Consider the following 16,168-nt stretch of genomic DNA (forward strand, 5'->3'; position numbering starts at 1 on the left):
AGTTCCAAAGCAACACGATTATACAAAATTCACCGTTACAGGAACGTTACACCCGTTTTGTTAATCCAACTTCCGACAAACTACTATCGTCTCGCTTGCAGCATATGGTCCGCAAGTCTCAGCGTCTGCTCGAACAAGCTCTCGTCCTCCGGCTGGTACAGGCTGGCTTTTTGAAGGAAGTACAGGCTGCCCGCCAGATTGCCGCGCGCCTCCTCCAGCCTGGCCGCCTCCGCCGCCAGCGCGATCAATTGCGCTTCAAGGCCGCTCCGGACATCGGCGATCCAGTCGTCGAACAAGCCGGGAAGGAGCGTCTCGGGCACATTCAACACCGCGTCCCGGCAGCGCTTCAGCTTGGCACCGGGCTCTTCTTCCCGCTGCACGGCCTGAACCGCCTGCATGAGCTGCAGCAGGTCCGATTCGACCGGCCCGATCAGCCGGATATGGTCCTTATCCACCGCGAGCATGCCGGAAGCCTCCTGCCGAGCGGATCCGGACGGCTCCAGCAGCTTCTTCAAATGATTCAAGTACACTTTCAGATTCGCCAGCGCCCGCTTCAGCGGTTTGTCCGGAAACAAGGCATCGCAAATCTGCTCGCGCGTCGCGGCGCGGTTCAGCACCAAGAACAGCAGCAGGCTTTTGGCATACCGCTGGTTCCAGCCCTCATGCCGTTCCTCCCCGTCGATCCGAATCCGAAAGCCGCCCAAAAAATCGGCCCGAATCCGCGCGCCGCCGTCGCTCCCCGATTCATGGCTCCGGCGCTCGCGGCGTTCGGGCCGCGCCGCGAACGGGCCTTCGTCTCCGGCGGGGGCCGTGAAATTCGCCGTCATGAAGTCCGCCATCAGCTTCGCGGCCGCCTCCGGCTGATCCAGAAATACCGCGTTCGCCGCGCCCGGAACGACGACCACGCGCGAATCGCGCAGAAAGCGGAGGGTCAGCGCGTACGAAGCGGCGTTCAGCTCGTCGAATTCGCCGACCAGCGTGAGAACCGGATGGCGAATGGACCGGTAATCGTAGTCGGTCGGCGCGTCCAGATATAACGCCAGCATTTCGAGATACCGATCCGGATCCATCGCGGCGAACGCCTGCTCGACCCGTCGGAACGTCCGGCCGCCCGCCGGCTGCGCGGTGAGCTGCTCCGCGAGATAACGAGCCAGCCCCCGAATCGACTGCCGCTCCAGGAGGGTCTTGCGCGTGCGCACCATTTCGCCGATGACCTCGCGCGGCAGGAGGACGACCGGCGCCATGAGCATCAGGCGCCGTACCTGCCCCGGATCGGCCGCGCTGTATTTGATCGCCAGGTTGGCTCCGAATCCGTACCCGGCCAGATGGAACGTCTCCAAGCCCAGACGGTCGGCGATTCGGCGAACGTCCCAGACGAAGGCATGCCAGCTCGGACGGCCGTTGTCCCCCTCCGACTGCCCATGCCCGCGCAAATCGATCATCACGATGCGGTACGATGCGGGGAAGAGAGGCAGCAGCGTCTCCCAGCACCCCATGTCCCAGCCCAGCCCATGCAGCAGGACGAGCGTTTCTCCCGTGCCCGGCGCTTCGCCGCCCGTATCCCGAATATGAATGCCGTTGATCCTGAATTCTCGCATCCTGCTCACTCCCGGCCATGCAAAATATGGCTAACTTTACCACAGAAGCCGGTCGCAAGATAGTGGAATCCAAGGAAAACCCGATTTTTTCATCCGAATTTAAACAAGAAGAACCGAGCCGTCCGATCGGTAATCGGAGGCTCGGTTCTTGGAATCGTCCTGTGCTAGAGGAACGCGATGCACACCGGCTTGGTCGTCGCGATCGATTCGCCGGTCGGCTGCAGCCGCCCGGTCCCGGGCTCGATGCGGAACGCCGCGATGTTGTCGCTGTCCTGGTTCGCCACGAGCATCAACCGGCCGTCCGGCGCGATCCCGAAGTTGCGCGGCGTCCGGCCGCCGCACGGCACGATCTCGATCGGCTCGAGCCGTCCGTCTCCGCCGATGCGGAACGCCGCGATGCTGTCGTGCCCGCGGTTCGAGGCGTACAGATAGCGTCCGTCCTCCGTCACGTGGAGGTCGGCGCAGGTGCTGGCGCCTTCGTACGCCGCCGGCAAGGTCGGCACGGTCTGCATCGGCGCGAGCACGGCGTCTTCGCCGGCGTACCGGTACGCGCATACCGTGTTGTCCAGCTCGTTGACGACGTACAGCACGTCTCCCGCGGGATGGAACGCCATATGGCGCGGACCGGCGCCGGGCGCCGTCTTCGTCGCGCCGTGGCGGATCAGCTTGCCCGCTTCGTAATCGATCCGGTAATGGACGATCTCGTCCGTGCCCAGATCGGCGACGAGCGCGTAGCGGTTGGCGGGATCGAAGACCGTCGAATGCGGATGCGGCCCTTCCTGGCGGTCGTCCCGCGGCCCGCGCCCTTCGTGGGCGACGTTGTCCGTCAGCGTCAGCGCGCCGTCCGCCCCGATGGCATAGGCGCTCACCGTGCCGCCGGTGTAATTGGTCGCGACGAGCAGCCGTTCCCCGGCGTCCAGCGCGAGATGGCACGGCGAGCCGCCGAGCGTGGACGCGTCGTTGATCGGCGTCAGCGCGCCGCTGCCGGCCTCGATGGCATATGCGTAGACGCTGCCCGGCTCGGCCCCCGTCTCGCTGACGACGTACAGCCGGGTGCCCGCCGCGTTGCATCGCACGAACGACGGATGATGAATGCCCGCCAAGCCGGACCGCCGTTCCAGACGGCCGTCTTCCGCGCGCAGCCCCCACGCCGCCACGCCTTCTTGCTCCCGCTTCGCGTACGATCCCGTATACAAGCGCAACTCCTGTCCCATGATTCCGCGCCTCCCCATAATCGCATAAGTAGAATGAAAAACAGGCCCGGCCTTCATCCGGGCCGGGCCTGTCGTTCAAGAAAAGCCGCGCTTACTCCCCGATTGCCGCCGCAAGCTTACTTGCCGTCGGTCTTGGTATCGTTCGTGGCCGCATCGTCTTTCTTCTCCGTATTCGTGGTGCCGTTCTTGCTCGTGTCCGTGTTCGTCGCGCCGTTCTTGCTCGTATCCGTGTTCGTGCCGGCGCCCGAGTTGGTGCCGGGATTCGTGCCCGCGCCGGAACCGTCGGCCGGCGTCTCCGTTTTCGGCAGGTCGATCTTCGTGACGAGCTTCGGCAGATCCGTCGTCATGAACGCGTTCAGCTTGGCGGACGCCGCCTCCTGCTTGATCGACTCCTTATCCGCGTCGGTCAGCTTGTCGAACGTCGTCGCCGTGCGCTTCTCGACCTTCATGACGTGATAGCCGAACTGCGATTTGACCGGATCGCCGATCTTGCCGATTTCCTGCTTGTTCGCCGCGTCCTTGAACTCCTGCACCCAGCCCTTGGCCTGTTGGTCCGCGTACAGGCCGCCGTTGTCCTTGGAGCCGGTATCGTCGGAATACTGCTTCGCGAGCGCCGCCCAGTCGCCGCCGGCATCCAGCTTGCCTTTGACTTCCTTGGCGATCTTGAGCGATTCTTCGTCCGTGCGCTTCTCGGCGCCCGTGTTCGGGTCCGCGGTCGCGATCAGGATATGGCGGACGCTGATAACGTTGTAGTCCGCCTTCGTATCGTCGAACTGCTTCTTCACTTCCGCGTCCGTCGTTTTGCTTTCTTCGTCCTTCATGATGCTGGTGATCATCGTATAGTAATAGCGGATGTCCGCTTCCTTCAGGCCGGCGTCGTCCACTTTCTTCTTGAGCGTCTCGTCGGAATCGATCTGCTGCTTCACCTGCGTGTAGAAGGTGTCGAGGCTCTTCTGGTCCTCGTCGCTCAACTTCTTGTCCGCGAGGGGCTTGTACAAGATTTTATAACCGATGTACTCGCGCAGGAACTGCTCCTGGAGCTGCGGGATGCTCAGGTACATTTCCGTCTGCGGCTGCACGATGCCGAAGAACGTGGAGTACTTCTTGAACTCGCCTTCCGTGACGGTGCCGTCCTTGTACGTGGCGATCGTCTTGCCGCCGCCGGCACCCGGCGCGGACGCCTCCTCCTTCTTCGAGCCGCAGCCCGCCGCAAGCACGACGACCACTACGGCGACAAGCGCAAGCAGGATCGTCCGTCTTGCCTGGTTAATGCGTAACATCCTGTAGTTCCCCTTTCGATTGAATGGTGTCTTTGTACTGGGTGAGAAACCGCTCCAGCAGCTCCAGTTTCTGCTCGACGGACAATCCTTTGCCGCGCAGCAGCACGAGCGGGTTCGGTTCCTGCCCGTTCGAACGGGCGAACCGGTTCTCGAGCTGCAGGCAGAGCCGGTCCACCTTCTTCGCGTCGAACCGCTTCTTCTCGGACTCCGCGAATTTCAGCGTGATATCGTCGGCCTTGCCGCCGATCTGCTCGATGCCGCACAGCGCGCCGAACACCTTGAGCCGCGCCACGGCGAGCAGATTGTCCACCGACTGCGGCAAGTCGCCGAACCGGTCGATCAGCTCGTCGCGCAGGTCTTCGCATTCCTCGAAGGTGCGGACGGCCGCCACTTTCTTGTAAATCTCTATCTTCTGTATGCTATCGTAAATATAGGACGACGGCAAGTAGGCATCGATGCTCATGTCGATCGACGTGCTGACTTCCTTGACGACCTCCTCGACCTCGCCGCCCATCTCCTTCTTGCGCCTCGCGATCTCGTCGGCCAGCATTTGCGAATACAGGTCGAAGCCGACCGACGCGATGAACCCGTGCTGCTCCGCGCCGAGCAGGTTGCCGGCGCCGCGGATGGACAAGTCCCGCATGGCGATCTTGAACCCGGAGCCGAGCTCCGTGAATTCCTTGATCGACTGCAGCCGCTTCTCGGCGACCTCCGTCAGTACTTTGTCCCGCTGGTACGTGAAGTACGCGTAGGCGATCCGGTTGGAGCGCCCGACGCGGCCCCGCAGCTGGTACAGCTGGGAGAGGCCCATCTTGTCCGCGTCGTGGACGATCAGCGTGTTGACGTTCGGAATGTCGACGCCCGTCTCGATGATGCTCGTGCTGACGAGCACGTCGGATTCGCCGTCGAGGAAGTCGAGTATCGTCTTCTCCAGCTCCTGCTCGGACATTTGCCCGTGACCGACGGCCACCTTGGCATCCGGTACCAGGGCGTTGATTTGCTCCGCCATTTGATAGATCCCCTGAACGCGGTTGTACAGATAATACACCTGGCCGCCGCGCGCGAGCTCCCGCTCGATGGACTCGCGGACGAGCGACGGGCTGTACTCCACGACGTACGTCTGCACCGGGAACCGGTTCTCCGGCGGCGTCTCGATGACGGACAAGTCGCGCACGCCGAGCATCGACATGTGCAGGGTCCGCGGAATCGGGGTCGCCGTCAGCGTCAGCACGTCCACGTTCGTCTTCAGCCGCTTCAGCTTCTCCTTGTGCGACACGCCGAAGCGCTGCTCCTCGTCCACGATGAGCAGTCCGAGATCCTTGAAAATGATGTCCTGCGACAGCAGCCGATGCGTGCCGATGACGACGTCCACCGTGCCCGCCTTCAGCCCCTTCATCGTCGCCGTCTGCTCCTTCTTCGACCGGAAGCGGCTCAGCACCTGCACGTTGAACGGGAAGCCCGCGAAGCGCTCGCGGAACGTCTCGTAATGCTGCTGCGCCAAAATCGTGGTCGGCACCAAGACGGCCACCTGCTTGCCTTCGATCGCGGCCTTGAACGCGGCGCGCACCGCGACCTCGGTCTTGCCGTAGCCGACGTCGCCGCAGAGCAGCCGGTCCATCGGGCGCGGCGTCTGCATGTCCTTCTTGATCTCGGAGATGGCGCGCAGTTGGTCGACCGTCTCGTCGTACGGGAACATCGCTTCGAATTCCTGCTGGTACGAAGTATCCTCGCCGAAGCCGAACCCGGACGTCGCCTGCCGCTCGGCGTACAGCTTGATCAGCTCGTCGGCGATGTCCTTAACGGACGACTGCGCCTTGCTCTTGACGCGCGTCCATTCGCTGCCGCCGAGTTTATAGACCTTCGGCTCCTTCTCTTCGTTGCCGACGTATTTCTGAATCAGGTCGATCTGTTCGATCGGCACGGACAGCTTGTCGCCGCCGGCGTACATAATATGCATGTAGTCCTTATGGATGCCGGCGATCTCCAGCGTGCCGATACCCATATATTTGCCGATGCCGTGATTCTGATGCACGACGTAGTCGCCGACCTTCAGCTCGGTGTAGCTCTTGATCCGCTCGGCGTTGTCCATCTTCTTGTCGAGCCGGCGGGCCTTGCGCTGCTTCTGCGAGAACATCTCGCCCTCGGTGATGACGATCAGGTGCACCGACGGCAGCTCGAAGCCGCTCTGCAGGTTGCCTTCAAGGAGCATCGGCGGCTCGATGCCGTAATCGTGCAGCACCCGCCGCATGCGGTCCATCCGCTCCGCGCTGCCCGCCAACATCATGACGGTCGCGCCGGCTTTGCGCCAGCGGTCCATCTCCGCCTTCAGCACGTTCATCTGGCCGTGGAAGTTCTGCATCGCGCGGCTGACGACGTTCAGGATGTTTTGCGGCTGCGTGTGCGGAATCTGCCGCAGGAACAACGAGAGGAACAGCGTCGGGAACGGCCGGTGGAACAGCACGTCGTCCGACGGACGCGCGAGGGCGAGCGCGGGCAGCGCCTTGCCGTTCGTCATGAGATGCGTCGACCATTCGGCCTCGTCGCGCTCCAATTGGCGGCCCGTCTCGATGAGGCGGGTCGGCTCGTCGTAGATCAGCAGCGTATCGGCGGGCACGTAATCGAACAAGGTTTGCCGTTCGGGATAGAGCAAAGAAATATATTTATAGATTTCGGGGAAATACCGGTGCTCCCGCAGCATCTCGATCTCGGCGCCGATCTCCGTGCGCAGGCGGTCCTTGGCCGTGCGGTCGGTCATCTTCTGCAGCTGTTGCTCCAGCAGCTCGGACGCGTGCTGGGCCGCGTTCTCGAAGCGGCGCTTATCCGCCGTCAGCTCTTGGCAGGGCGGTACGCTGTAGGCGTTCAGCTTGTCGATCGAGCGCTGGTCGGAGGAATCGAACGTGCGGATGGAATCGATCTCGTCGTCGAACCATTCCACCCGGAACGGATGCGGCGACGTCAGCGGGAAGAAGTCGACGATGCCCCCGCGGACGCTCATCTCGCCCTTGCCTTCTACTTTATCGACGCGCTCGTAGCCGAGCTCTACCATTTGCCGTAAAAACGCTTCCAAAGCGAGCGTTTCGCCGACCTTGAGCGGAATGCGCGCGTTCGCCATGACGCTGTTCAGCGGCAGGAACCGGCGAACGCCGGAAAACGGCACGACAATGATCCCGCGAAACCCTTGCGACAGCCGGATGAGAACGTCCATCCGCTGGGCCAGCGTTTCCGGGCTCGAGATCGCCGCTTCCGCCGCGACCAGCTCGTTGGCGGGATACAGCAGCACCTCGTCGGGCGACAGGCACTCCACCAGGTCCTCGGCGATCTTCTGCGCCGCGAACATGTTATGCGTCACGACGAGCATCGGCCGTTCGAACTCCCGTTTCAAGGCCGCGATCATCACCTGCCGCGACGAACCGGCCAGCCCCGACACGAGCTGCTCGCGCATTCCTTTCTTGATCCCGGATACGATGGAGCCAAAATCCGTATCCGCGGCGTAAGCTTCCAGTAATGCTTTCAACTTAGCGGCACCTCGTTTCTTTCCAAACCGAACCGCCCGTTCGCCAAGCAAGCGGCGGACGGGAGCGTATCCAATGGTTTTCTGGCTCGCGGCGTTACAAAAAGAAGCCTCAGCCGTGCGCCAAGGCTCTTCCTTCGCTCCCCCGCCGCTACTGCAGCGGATTGGCTACCAGCAGCAGTTCGGGATTGCTCTCTATCGCTTCGCGACAATAATCGCAGACTACGTTGACCGTAACGTCTCCGTTCGGATTATAGGCTATTATATCGCTGCGTTCTTCGGGGGTCAAGAAATGGAAACCGAGCTGCGTTTCCGTGATCTGCGCGTTGTTGATGGAGCCCATCGGCGTCTTGCAATGCCGGCAAACGTAATTCACAGCCATATTTATGCCTCCTGAGTGGTCGTTATACCCTGGTCGCGAACTTTCTCTGATCCGTGAGCGCCTCTCACTATTCAGTCGTCCTTCCAAGTTCGCTGCCCGGGTGTGCATCCTACCCTCAGTATGCCCGCGCCCGCCGAAATTTAACGGTTATATTTGGCCATCGTCCGTTCGAAGGTGTTGGTCAGCGCGTACTCGGCCGCGTCGCAGCTCTCCTCCACCATGGCTTTCAGCAGCTCGCCTTCGCTCTTCGGAAAGTTCGCAAGCACGTAATCCGAGATGCTCATGCCGTTCGTCGGCCGCGAGATGCCGAGCCGGATCCGATTGAACGTCTGCGTCCCCGTATGCTGGATGATCGACTTGATGCCGTTGTGCCCGCCCGCGCTGCCTTGGTAGCGAAGCCGGATCCGTCCGGTCTCCGTGTCGAGATCGTCGTAGACGATGATGGCATCCTCGAGGTCCGCTTTGAAATAATCCATGAAGCCGCGGACCGTCTCGCCGGACAGGTTCATGTACGTCATCGGCTTGATCAGCGCGACTTTCGTGCCGCCGACGTTGCCTTCGCCGATCAGCCCTTTGCATTTGCTTTGCGTCACCGAGATGCCCCACCGTTTGGCGAGCATGTCGACGACCATGAATCCCACGTTATGCCGCGTTCCTTGATAAGCGGTACCGGGGTTGCCGAGACCGACGATCCATTTCATGCTGCTGTCGTCAACTCCTGTTTACGAATATTCGATTGCGAAAAGGCGAAATGCGAAAATTTCTCTGGGCCCATGCAACGAATGGTCCGGCCGGATTGTCATAGGGACAAGGGCGGCGGACTTCCGAAACTTCGTGCGCAAAGGGGCGTTGATGCGATGTATGTGAACGGTCAGCTGATTTTCGACGATCGCCATTTTCGCGACCATCATGAATGCGGCGTGCCCGTGCAGGTCTACTGGGGCAAGGAGCATCATGACATCGGCTATGTCGAGCACATCAGTCCATCGTACATCAAGATGAATAATATTTTCTACAGCCGCAAGCAATTTACCTTCGTCTCGAGACCCGGCTACTGAAAAAAAACAAAAGGGGCTGCCGACAGCAGCCCCGGTATTCCTCGTTTACTCGGACGTATGCACTTCCATCTTCGCTTCGTGCGACCGCTCCGCGGCCGCTTCCGCCGCCTCGTCCGCCTGGGCGGCCTCCTCTTCCGTCAGGTCCTTCTGCGGCAGCAGGATGGTCACGACGACTTGCTCCGGATCGACCCGGGTCGTCACGCCCTGCGGCAGCTTCACGTCCCCGACCAGCAGGTTCTCCCCGATGCCGAGCGCCGAGACGTCGACCTCGATCGCCTCCGGAATGCGGTCCGGCAAACACTGAATCTCCAGCTCGTGCAGCATCGCCTGCAGGATCCCGCCTTCGCGCACGCCCGCCGAATCCCCGACCATATCGAGACGAACGGCCGTCTTGACGGCCTCGTTCATGTTCACCTGGTGAAAATCAACGTGCAGCACCGAGCGGCTCAGCGGCTCGCGCTGCACCTGCGTCAGCATGACCGGCTGCTTGCCGGAACCCGGAATGTCGAGCTCCAGCAGCGCGTGCGGATGGGACCGCAGCAGCGACGCCAGCTCCTTCTCGTTCACCGCGACGCTCAGCGGCGTGCTCAGCTTCGTGCCGTACACGATGCCGGGAATGCTTCCCCGCTGCCTCATTTTCCGTAGATCGCCTGCCGTGCCGATCGTCCGTGCCTCGGCTTGAAACGGGATTGCCATGGTGGAAACCTCCTTGTACAAATCGATTTCCATATATTCATACCCATTCCGGCACGGAATTAAACGAAAACAAACCGGCCCCGGGACGCATCGGGCGTCCGCGGAGCCGGGAAGAAGTAGGGAATCTCGGAATTCAATCTACGTTTTCTATTAATTAGGCAGCTGGCTTTACGCTTCGCTTCTACTCTTTTTTGGCGCCCGCTTCTTTTTTCGCCCGGGCCCGGCCCCGCAGCTTCTCGGCGTAGCCCGGCTTGTTGACCTGGCGCTCGCGCGCGATCGCGACGTCGTTGGCCGGGACGTCGGTCGTGATCGTGGAGCCGGCGACCACGTAGGCGCCGTCGCCGATCTTGACCGGCGCGATCAGGTTGACGTTGCTGCCGACGAACGCGTTGTCGCCGATTTCGGTCAGCGACTTGTTATAGCCGTCGTAATTGACCGTAATCGCGCCGCAGCCGACGTTGACGTCCTTGCCGACCTTGGCGTCGCCGACGTAGCTCAGGTGCGACACCTTCGTGCCGTCGCCCAGCTCCGCGTTCTTGATCTCGACGAAATCGCCGATTTTCACGCCGACGCCCAGCTTGGCGCCCGGACGCAAATAAGCGTACGGCCCCACGGCGCATTCGTCGCCGATGACCGCTTCCGATGCAACGGCATGCTTCACCGTGACGCCGTCGCCGATCGTCGTATCCGTAATCTCCGCGTTCGGACCGATCACGCAATCTTCGCCGATCGCCGTCGAGCCGCGCAGCACCGTGCCCGGGTATATCACCGTGTCGGAGCCGATGACGACGTCCGCTTCGATGTACGTCGCCGCCGGGTCGATGACCGTCACGCCGTTCAATTGATGCCTGCGCACGATGCGCGCCCGCATGAGCGCCTCCGCTTCGCCGAGGCCGACGCGGTCGTTGACGCCGACGCCTTCGGCGTAATCGGCCGTGCGGTACGCGCCGACGGCTTCGCCGGCGTTCTTCAGGATTTCCATGACGTCCGTCAAGTAATATTCGCCCTGCGCGTTGTGGTTCGTCACCTGCGCGAGCGCTTGGAACAGCTTCTTATTATCGAACGCGTACATCCCCGTGTTGATCTCGGTAATCCGCGCCTGCTCCGGCGTGCAGTCCTTCTGCTCGACGATGCGCAGCACGTTGCCGGCTTCATCGCGGATGATGCGGCCGAGCCCCTGCGGGTTCGGCACGACCGCCGTCAGCACGGTCGCGGCCGCTCCGGTCTCCGCGTGGCTGCACAGCAGCGCCTGAATCGTCTCCGACGTCACGAGCGGCGTATCGCCGTACAGGATGACCGTCGTGCCTTCTTCCCCCCCGAGCAGCGGCTCCGCCTGCAGCACCGCGTGGCCCGTGCCGAGCTGCTGCTCCTGCAGCACGAACTCGGCGCCCTCGCCGAGGTACGAGCGGACCGTCTCCGCGCCGTGGCCGACGACGACGACCGTGCGCGAGCAATCCGCGTCCCGGACCGTCCGGAGCACGTGCGCCACCATCGGCTTGCCGCATACGGGATGCAGCACTTTATATAATTTCGATTTCATCCGTTTTCCTTGACCCGCCGCAAGGACAATGGCCATCACGTTCATGTTCGTCCCTCCACCCTGAGTCCGCGGGGACTCGTATCCAATGCTCTACTGAATATAGCGTATCGACAGGCAAAAGAAAAGGGAGCCTTGGACGGCTCCCTTCCTCTCTACCCCAATATTCCCAGTTTAAGCGCCTTCTTCAATGACTTCTTCTTCCGTGGCCGCACGCTCGTACTCTGCGAGAACGGCTGCTTGAATCTTCTCCCGTGTCGTCGAAGAGATCGGATGTGCGATATCCCGGAACTCTCCATCCGGCGTACGCTTGCTAGGCATCGCGACGAACATCCCATTGTTGCCGTCTATCACGCGGATATCGTGAACGACAAACTCATTGTCAATGGTAATGGAGGCGATTGCCTTCATGCGACCTTCGGAATTTACTCGGCGGAGTCTAACATCGGTAATTTGCATCTGTGTTCACCACCTTTGCCTATCGAAGACTTGGTGTATACTTCCACATTTCGATGCGAAATCCTTCATGATTCTGGAAATTTACGGACTTAATTTGAAAAAAATTTTCGCGCTTGCGAGGACGCTTTCTTTATTCGACGCCGATCGAGGCAATGAGTTCGATTTCGACAAGGACGTCTTTCGGAAGCCTTGCCACTTCCACGGTCGAGCGCGCCGGCTTGTGGTCGCCGAAGTAGGACGCGTAGATGGCGTTGACCGCCGCGAACTGGTCCATGTCCTTGATGAAGACGGTCGCCTTCGCCACGTCGGCGAACGTCGCGCCCGCTTCCGCGAGCACGGCCTTCAAGTTGCCGAACACTTGATGGGTTTGTTCCTCGATGCCGCCTTCGACGAGCTGACCGTCCGCGGTCAGCGGAATTTGGCCCGACGTAAAGAGCAGATTGCCGAGCCGGATCGCTTGGGAATACGGTCCGATCGCCGCAGGCGCCTGCGTCGTCGATACGGGTTGCGGTTGCGGTTTCATGTTCGAATCATCCTCCGTTTACTTGTCGTGTCGATTGAAATAGTTGCCCGGAATGACGGTCGTCTGCTTCGTCTTCAAGTCCACGTTCGTCAGCTTGGCCAGCGAGACGTAATCCTCGAGCAGCCGGTCTTCGGAGTCCAGATCCCCGGACTCCACGAATACGCCGACGCCCGCCACCTTCGCGTTGAACTCGTACAGCAGGTCCATCATGCCTTGAATCGTGCCGCCGGCCTTCATGAAATCGTCGACGATCAGCACGCGCGCGCCTTCCTTCAGCGCCCGTCTCGTCAGGGACATCGTCTGAATGCGCTTGTTGGAGCCCGAGACGTAATTGATGCTCACGGCCGAGCCCTCCGTCACCTTGTTGTCTCGGCGCACGATGACGACCGGCAGGTTCATGCACGACGCGGTCGCGAACGCGAGCGGGATGCCCTTGGTCTCCACCGTCATGATGACGTCGATCTCCGCGCCGGCGAACGCGGTGGCGAACATGCGCCCGACGTCCGCCAGCAATCCCGGTTGTCCGAGCATATCCGTCATATATAAATATCCGCCGGCCAAGACGCGCTCCGGCTGTTCCAGCTGGCGGCAAATGCCGTTCATGATCTCCAGCGCTTCCGCGTCGCCCATCTTGGGCGTGTACTTGACGCCGCCCGCGGCGCCGGCCAGCGTATGGAGCTCGCCCAGCCCTTCTTCTTCGAACACTTCTTTGATAATGGCCAAATCCTCGCTGATGGACGACTTGGCCGACTGGTAGCGGTCAGCGAATGCTGTTAGAGAAATTAACGTATGGGGGCGCGTAAGTAAGTACTGCGTCATCTCCACTAACCGTGCGCTTCGTTTCAATTTCTTCAATGCAGACTTCCCCCTTGCCAAATCCGAATAATATAAAGACAATATACCATTTTCATACGGATTTAATCAAGTTGTACGTCGCATTTATGTCAGCATTCTTACCACGTAAACTTCCTTGCAAAATCCGCGCAGCCCGTTATAGATTCGCGATACCTTCGCTTCCTTGCTGACCAAGCCGAATACCGTCGGTCCGCTGCCGGACATCAGCACGCCGTCCGCGCCCAGCCGCTGCATGATGTCTTTCAGCTGCAGCACCTCCGGATGCAGCTTCAGCGTCACGTCCTCCAGCACGTTGCCCAGATGGGCGCACACGTCCGCGAACGAGCCCGATGCAATCGCTTCCAGCATGTCCTTCGTCGACGGGTGGTGCTTGAGCTCGGAAGCGCGCAGCTTCCCGTATACGTCCGCGGTCGAGACGTTGATCGGCGGCTTGGCCAAGATGACCCAGCACTGCGGCGGGTTGTCGATCCGCTCCAGCTTCTCGCCGCGCCCGCGGGCGATCGCGGTGCCGCCCGTCACGCAGAACGGCACGTCCGAGCCCAGCTCCGCGCCGAGCATGCACAGTTCCTCCTCGGAGATGCCGAGCTCCCAGAGCCGGTTCAGGCCCCGCAGCGTCGCCGCGGCATCGCTGCTGCCGCCCGCGAGCCCGGCGGCCACCGGGATGTTTTTGTCCAAATGAATATAAACGCCTTTGCGCACGTTGTAGCGGTCCTTGATCAACCTCGCGGCTTGAAACGCCAGATTCTTCTCGTCGAGCGGGATGTAGCCCGCCTGGCTCGAGATGATGATGGAATCGCTGTGCAGCTCCTCCATCTCCAGCCGGTCGGCCAGGTCCACCATCGTCATGATCATTTCGACTTCGTGGAATCCGTCCTCGCGCTTGCGCAGAACATCCAAGAGCAGGTTAATCTTGGCCGGCGCCTTCTCATAAATCTTCATGTCGATTCACCCGTCCATTATCGTTAAACTTCACATATTATAACAAAAGGCCAAAAGAAAAGCTAAGACGGCGGCGCTGCTTCTCGCAAACGCGGCATCTTAGCTTGGCGGCCTTCGGCTTAGTGAGGCATGGACGGAGATGCTTGCTGCGCGCCCGGCAGGGCTTGGTGCATGTACGGCGGTACGCCGGCCGCGCCGGTCTGCCGCGGCTGCGCGGCGTTGTACGCGCTGCTCGCGCCTTGCGCCGGCGGCTGTTGATACGCCTGCGCTTGGTACGCCTGCGGCTGGTAGGCCTGCGCGCGGTACGCTTGCGGCTGCGCCCGATAGGCTTGCGCCTGCGGCTGAGCCGCTTGCTGGGCCTGCTGCGCCTGGTACTCCCTCGCGGCGGCTTGTTCCGCGAGCTGGATGGCGCGCTTCACCATGTTGCCGGCATCCTTCGCTTTGATGCCGCCCCAGCCTTCCTTCTGCACCGTGTCGTAGAACCCCAGATCCTTGGCCAGCTCGTTTTTGAGCTGCTCGCTCATTGTACTGCGGCGTTTGCGGGACATAACGGTTGCCTCCTTCTTCGATCCGTCGTGGTACCGTTAGTATGGATGTTTTCCGGCTTCTCATTCCCGCGAAAAAAAGCAAGCAACCCAAACGCCGCTTTCGCGTTTGCCGTTGCTTGCCTGTTGAAAAGAAACGAAGCCGTGCCTGTGTTTCTTACTGAATATACGTAATGCGAACCTGCCCGTCATCGCTGTCGACCATCACTTCGACGGACTCCGTCAAAATATCGGCGTAGCTGTACGACACGCGCTTAAATGCATGCTGTTCTTGGTCAAGCCTGACGATAAATACAGAAGGGTAGATTTCTTCCAATACGCCGGTTCGTTCAATAGTCTTTCGACGACCACCGTTTGCGCGAAGACGTATTTTGGATCCGACGTGGGTTTCCAAACTGCGTTTAATCTCCAACAGCGCATTTTTAGCCATTGTGCACTACCACCTCTTTCCTTGTCCATTATAACGGAGAAGAGGTGATTTGTCAAAAAAATTCAATTATAACAGTGGCTTTAATAAATTGTCAATATAAAAAATCGTGACGACTCCATGCCCATTGTTTAGTGTATCCGATGCCGCCATTCTTATACGGTCGCTTTTACGCCCGTCAGCGTCCGGGGCTTCGGCAGCCCGACCCGGTACTTGCCGAACGTCTCGATGCCGCCCACGCCGTCAATGCCGCTGATCGTCCCATGAACCACGTCCGGCAGATTAATCGTCTCGCTGATCGGGGTATAGCTCGCTTTGATCGCCACGTAGACCGGATCGAGCGCGTGAATCAGCACCCTTCCCGGCGAGCTGGCAAAATTCGAGCCCGACTGCAGCAGCGCCTCGTAGTGGGACTGGCATGCCCCCGCCACGACGACGAGTCCGTCCCGGCTCTTCTCGTAGTCCCGGGCGACCCGGACCGCATCCACGAAATTTTGCGAATTTTTGTAGGAGGCGAGGTTGTTCAGATCGTTCTGTTCGCGGTTTCGGAGCACGCCGTCATGACCGGTGATCACGACGATGTCCGGCTTGATCTGCGGCAGCAGCCGATAGACGGCGTCGGCCATCTGCGACTCGTGCACGTACAGGCCGTGAGCCGGCACCCGCATTTGCGTGTACAGCTGCATGCTCTTCTTCATATAATTGCCGTCCCCGTCCAGGTGAAGCACCTTGCCGGGCACGTCGAAATACGGTTGGCTCTGATTCTGCGCCCGCAGCAGCTCCCGCTGGATGATCTGCTGCTGCCGCTCCTCCTGCATCCGCTGCGTCGATTCGCCGGCCAACAGCCGCGCCTGCCGGATCGCGACCGGCAAGTCGCCATCGCCGTCCTTTACCACGGATAAGTCGTTCAGCGGCGCGTCGGCCAGCAGCCGGTAGTCGGTGCCTCTCAGCACGGCTGTGTGTTCTTCGATTATCGCAACACGAAAAAGGACGTCCCCGCCATAGGATTTGCGGACGACCAGGTCCCCTTGCATCATGGGCATATCACCTCTTCGTCTATCCTATGGGGAGACGCCCCCGAAGGTGCGCTTCTTCGTCATCTTTTGCGAGGGGCCTTGGCCCGCCTAACGGCCTAATTACGCCC

15 protein-coding genes and 1 pseudogene are annotated in these 16,168 nt (G+C 60.8%); 1 reads left to right on the forward strand and 15 read right to left on the reverse strand.

The genetic code is table 11. From position 1 onward, the window contains the following. Positions 1-83 precede the first annotated feature (83 nt). The 6 genes from BMZ79_RS32020 to pth form a co-directional block, all read right to left on the reverse strand. Positions 84-1,598, reverse strand: a complete 1,515-nt coding sequence (locus BMZ79_RS32020; RefSeq protein ID WP_090648890.1) for an alpha/beta fold hydrolase — start codon at positions 1,596-1,598, stop codon at positions 84-86. Positions 1,599-1,762: 164 nt separating this feature from the next. Next, entirely contained in the window at positions 1,763-2,812 is a 1,050-nt protein-coding gene (locus BMZ79_RS32025; protein WP_177222459.1) for a lactonase family protein, read from the reverse strand. A 116-nt stretch (positions 2,813-2,928) separates the two neighbouring features. Next, the gene (locus BMZ79_RS32030; protein ID WP_090648894.1) at positions 2,929-4,092 is read right to left on the reverse strand and encodes a peptidylprolyl isomerase; all 1,164 of its coding nucleotides are present in this window, start codon (positions 4,090-4,092) and stop codon (positions 2,929-2,931) included. After that, complete coding sequence (mfd, locus tag BMZ79_RS32035) at positions 4,079-7,606, reverse strand: transcription-repair coupling factor (protein WP_090648897.1); 3,528 nt, start codon at positions 7,604-7,606, stop codon at positions 4,079-4,081. The genes BMZ79_RS32030 and mfd overlap by 14 nt, the downstream gene beginning before the upstream one ends. A 148-nt stretch (positions 7,607-7,754) precedes the next feature. Beyond that, on the reverse strand, positions 7,755-7,985 hold the full coding sequence (locus tag BMZ79_RS32040; protein WP_090648900.1) for an anti-sigma-F factor Fin: 231 nt from the start codon (positions 7,983-7,985) through the stop codon (positions 7,755-7,757). A gap of 140 nt (positions 7,986-8,125) precedes the next feature. After that, a complete protein-coding gene (gene pth, locus BMZ79_RS32045; protein ID WP_090648902.1) occupies positions 8,126-8,686 on the reverse strand; it encodes an aminoacyl-tRNA hydrolase in 561 nt (186 codons plus the stop codon). Between the two features lie 156 nt (positions 8,687-8,842). On the opposite strand from pth, the gene BMZ79_RS32050 reads away from it, so the two are divergent. Beyond that, positions 8,843-9,043: a hypothetical protein gene (locus tag BMZ79_RS32050; protein WP_090648904.1), complete on the forward strand. Its 201-nt coding sequence runs from the start codon at positions 8,843-8,845 to the stop codon at positions 9,041-9,043. Between the two features lie 45 nt (positions 9,044-9,088). Here the strand turns inward: BMZ79_RS32050 and BMZ79_RS32055 are convergent, their stop codons facing one another. From BMZ79_RS32055 to yabG, 9 genes and pseudogenes are all read right to left on the reverse strand, one after another. After that, on the reverse strand, positions 9,089-9,739 hold the full coding sequence (locus tag BMZ79_RS32055) for a 50S ribosomal protein L25 (RefSeq protein WP_090648907.1): 651 nt from the start codon (positions 9,737-9,739) through the stop codon (positions 9,089-9,091). Positions 9,740-9,920: 181 nt separating this feature from the next. After that, complete coding sequence (gene glmU, locus BMZ79_RS32060; RefSeq protein WP_090648910.1) at positions 9,921-11,324, reverse strand: bifunctional UDP-N-acetylglucosamine diphosphorylase/glucosamine-1-phosphate N-acetyltransferase GlmU; 1,404 nt, start codon at positions 11,322-11,324, stop codon at positions 9,921-9,923. 126 nt (positions 11,325-11,450) lie between these two features. Then, entirely contained in the window at positions 11,451-11,735 is a 285-nt protein-coding gene (spoVG, locus tag BMZ79_RS32065) for a septation regulator SpoVG (protein WP_018759486.1), read from the reverse strand. A gap of 130 nt (positions 11,736-11,865) precedes the next feature. Continuing rightward, the gene (locus BMZ79_RS32070) at positions 11,866-12,258 is read right to left on the reverse strand and encodes a RidA family protein (RefSeq protein WP_090648913.1); all 393 of its coding nucleotides are present in this window, start codon (positions 12,256-12,258) and stop codon (positions 11,866-11,868) included. An 18-nt stretch (positions 12,259-12,276) separates the two neighbouring features. Continuing rightward, on the reverse strand, positions 12,277-13,113 hold the full coding sequence (gene purR / locus BMZ79_RS32075; RefSeq protein ID WP_090648916.1) for a pur operon repressor: 837 nt from the start codon (positions 13,111-13,113) through the stop codon (positions 12,277-12,279). 84 nt (positions 13,114-13,197) lie between these two features. Beyond that, positions 13,198-14,052: a 4-(cytidine 5'-diphospho)-2-C-methyl-D-erythritol kinase gene (gene ispE, locus BMZ79_RS32080; RefSeq protein WP_090648918.1), complete on the reverse strand. Its 855-nt coding sequence runs from the start codon at positions 14,050-14,052 to the stop codon at positions 13,198-13,200. A 374-nt stretch (positions 14,053-14,426) separates the two neighbouring features. Beyond that, positions 14,427-14,600 (reverse strand): annotated as a pseudogene (locus tag BMZ79_RS32085) (small, acid-soluble spore protein, alpha/beta type); the annotation flags it as partial. A gap of 154 nt (positions 14,601-14,754) precedes the next feature. Continuing rightward, on the reverse strand, positions 14,755-15,027 hold the full coding sequence (veg, locus tag BMZ79_RS32090; protein WP_090648920.1) for a biofilm formation stimulator Veg: 273 nt from the start codon (positions 15,025-15,027) through the stop codon (positions 14,755-14,757). A gap of 152 nt (positions 15,028-15,179) precedes the next feature. After that, on the reverse strand, positions 15,180-16,061 hold the full coding sequence (yabG, locus tag BMZ79_RS32095; RefSeq protein ID WP_090648923.1) for a sporulation peptidase YabG: 882 nt from the start codon (positions 16,059-16,061) through the stop codon (positions 15,180-15,182). Between the last annotated feature and the right edge of the window lie 107 nt (positions 16,062-16,168).

The sequence above is a fragment of the Paenibacillus sp. UNC496MF genome (assembly GCF_900113915.1).
Lineage (GTDB): Bacteria > Bacillota > Bacilli > Paenibacillales > Paenibacillaceae > Paenibacillus_Z > Paenibacillus_Z artemisiicola.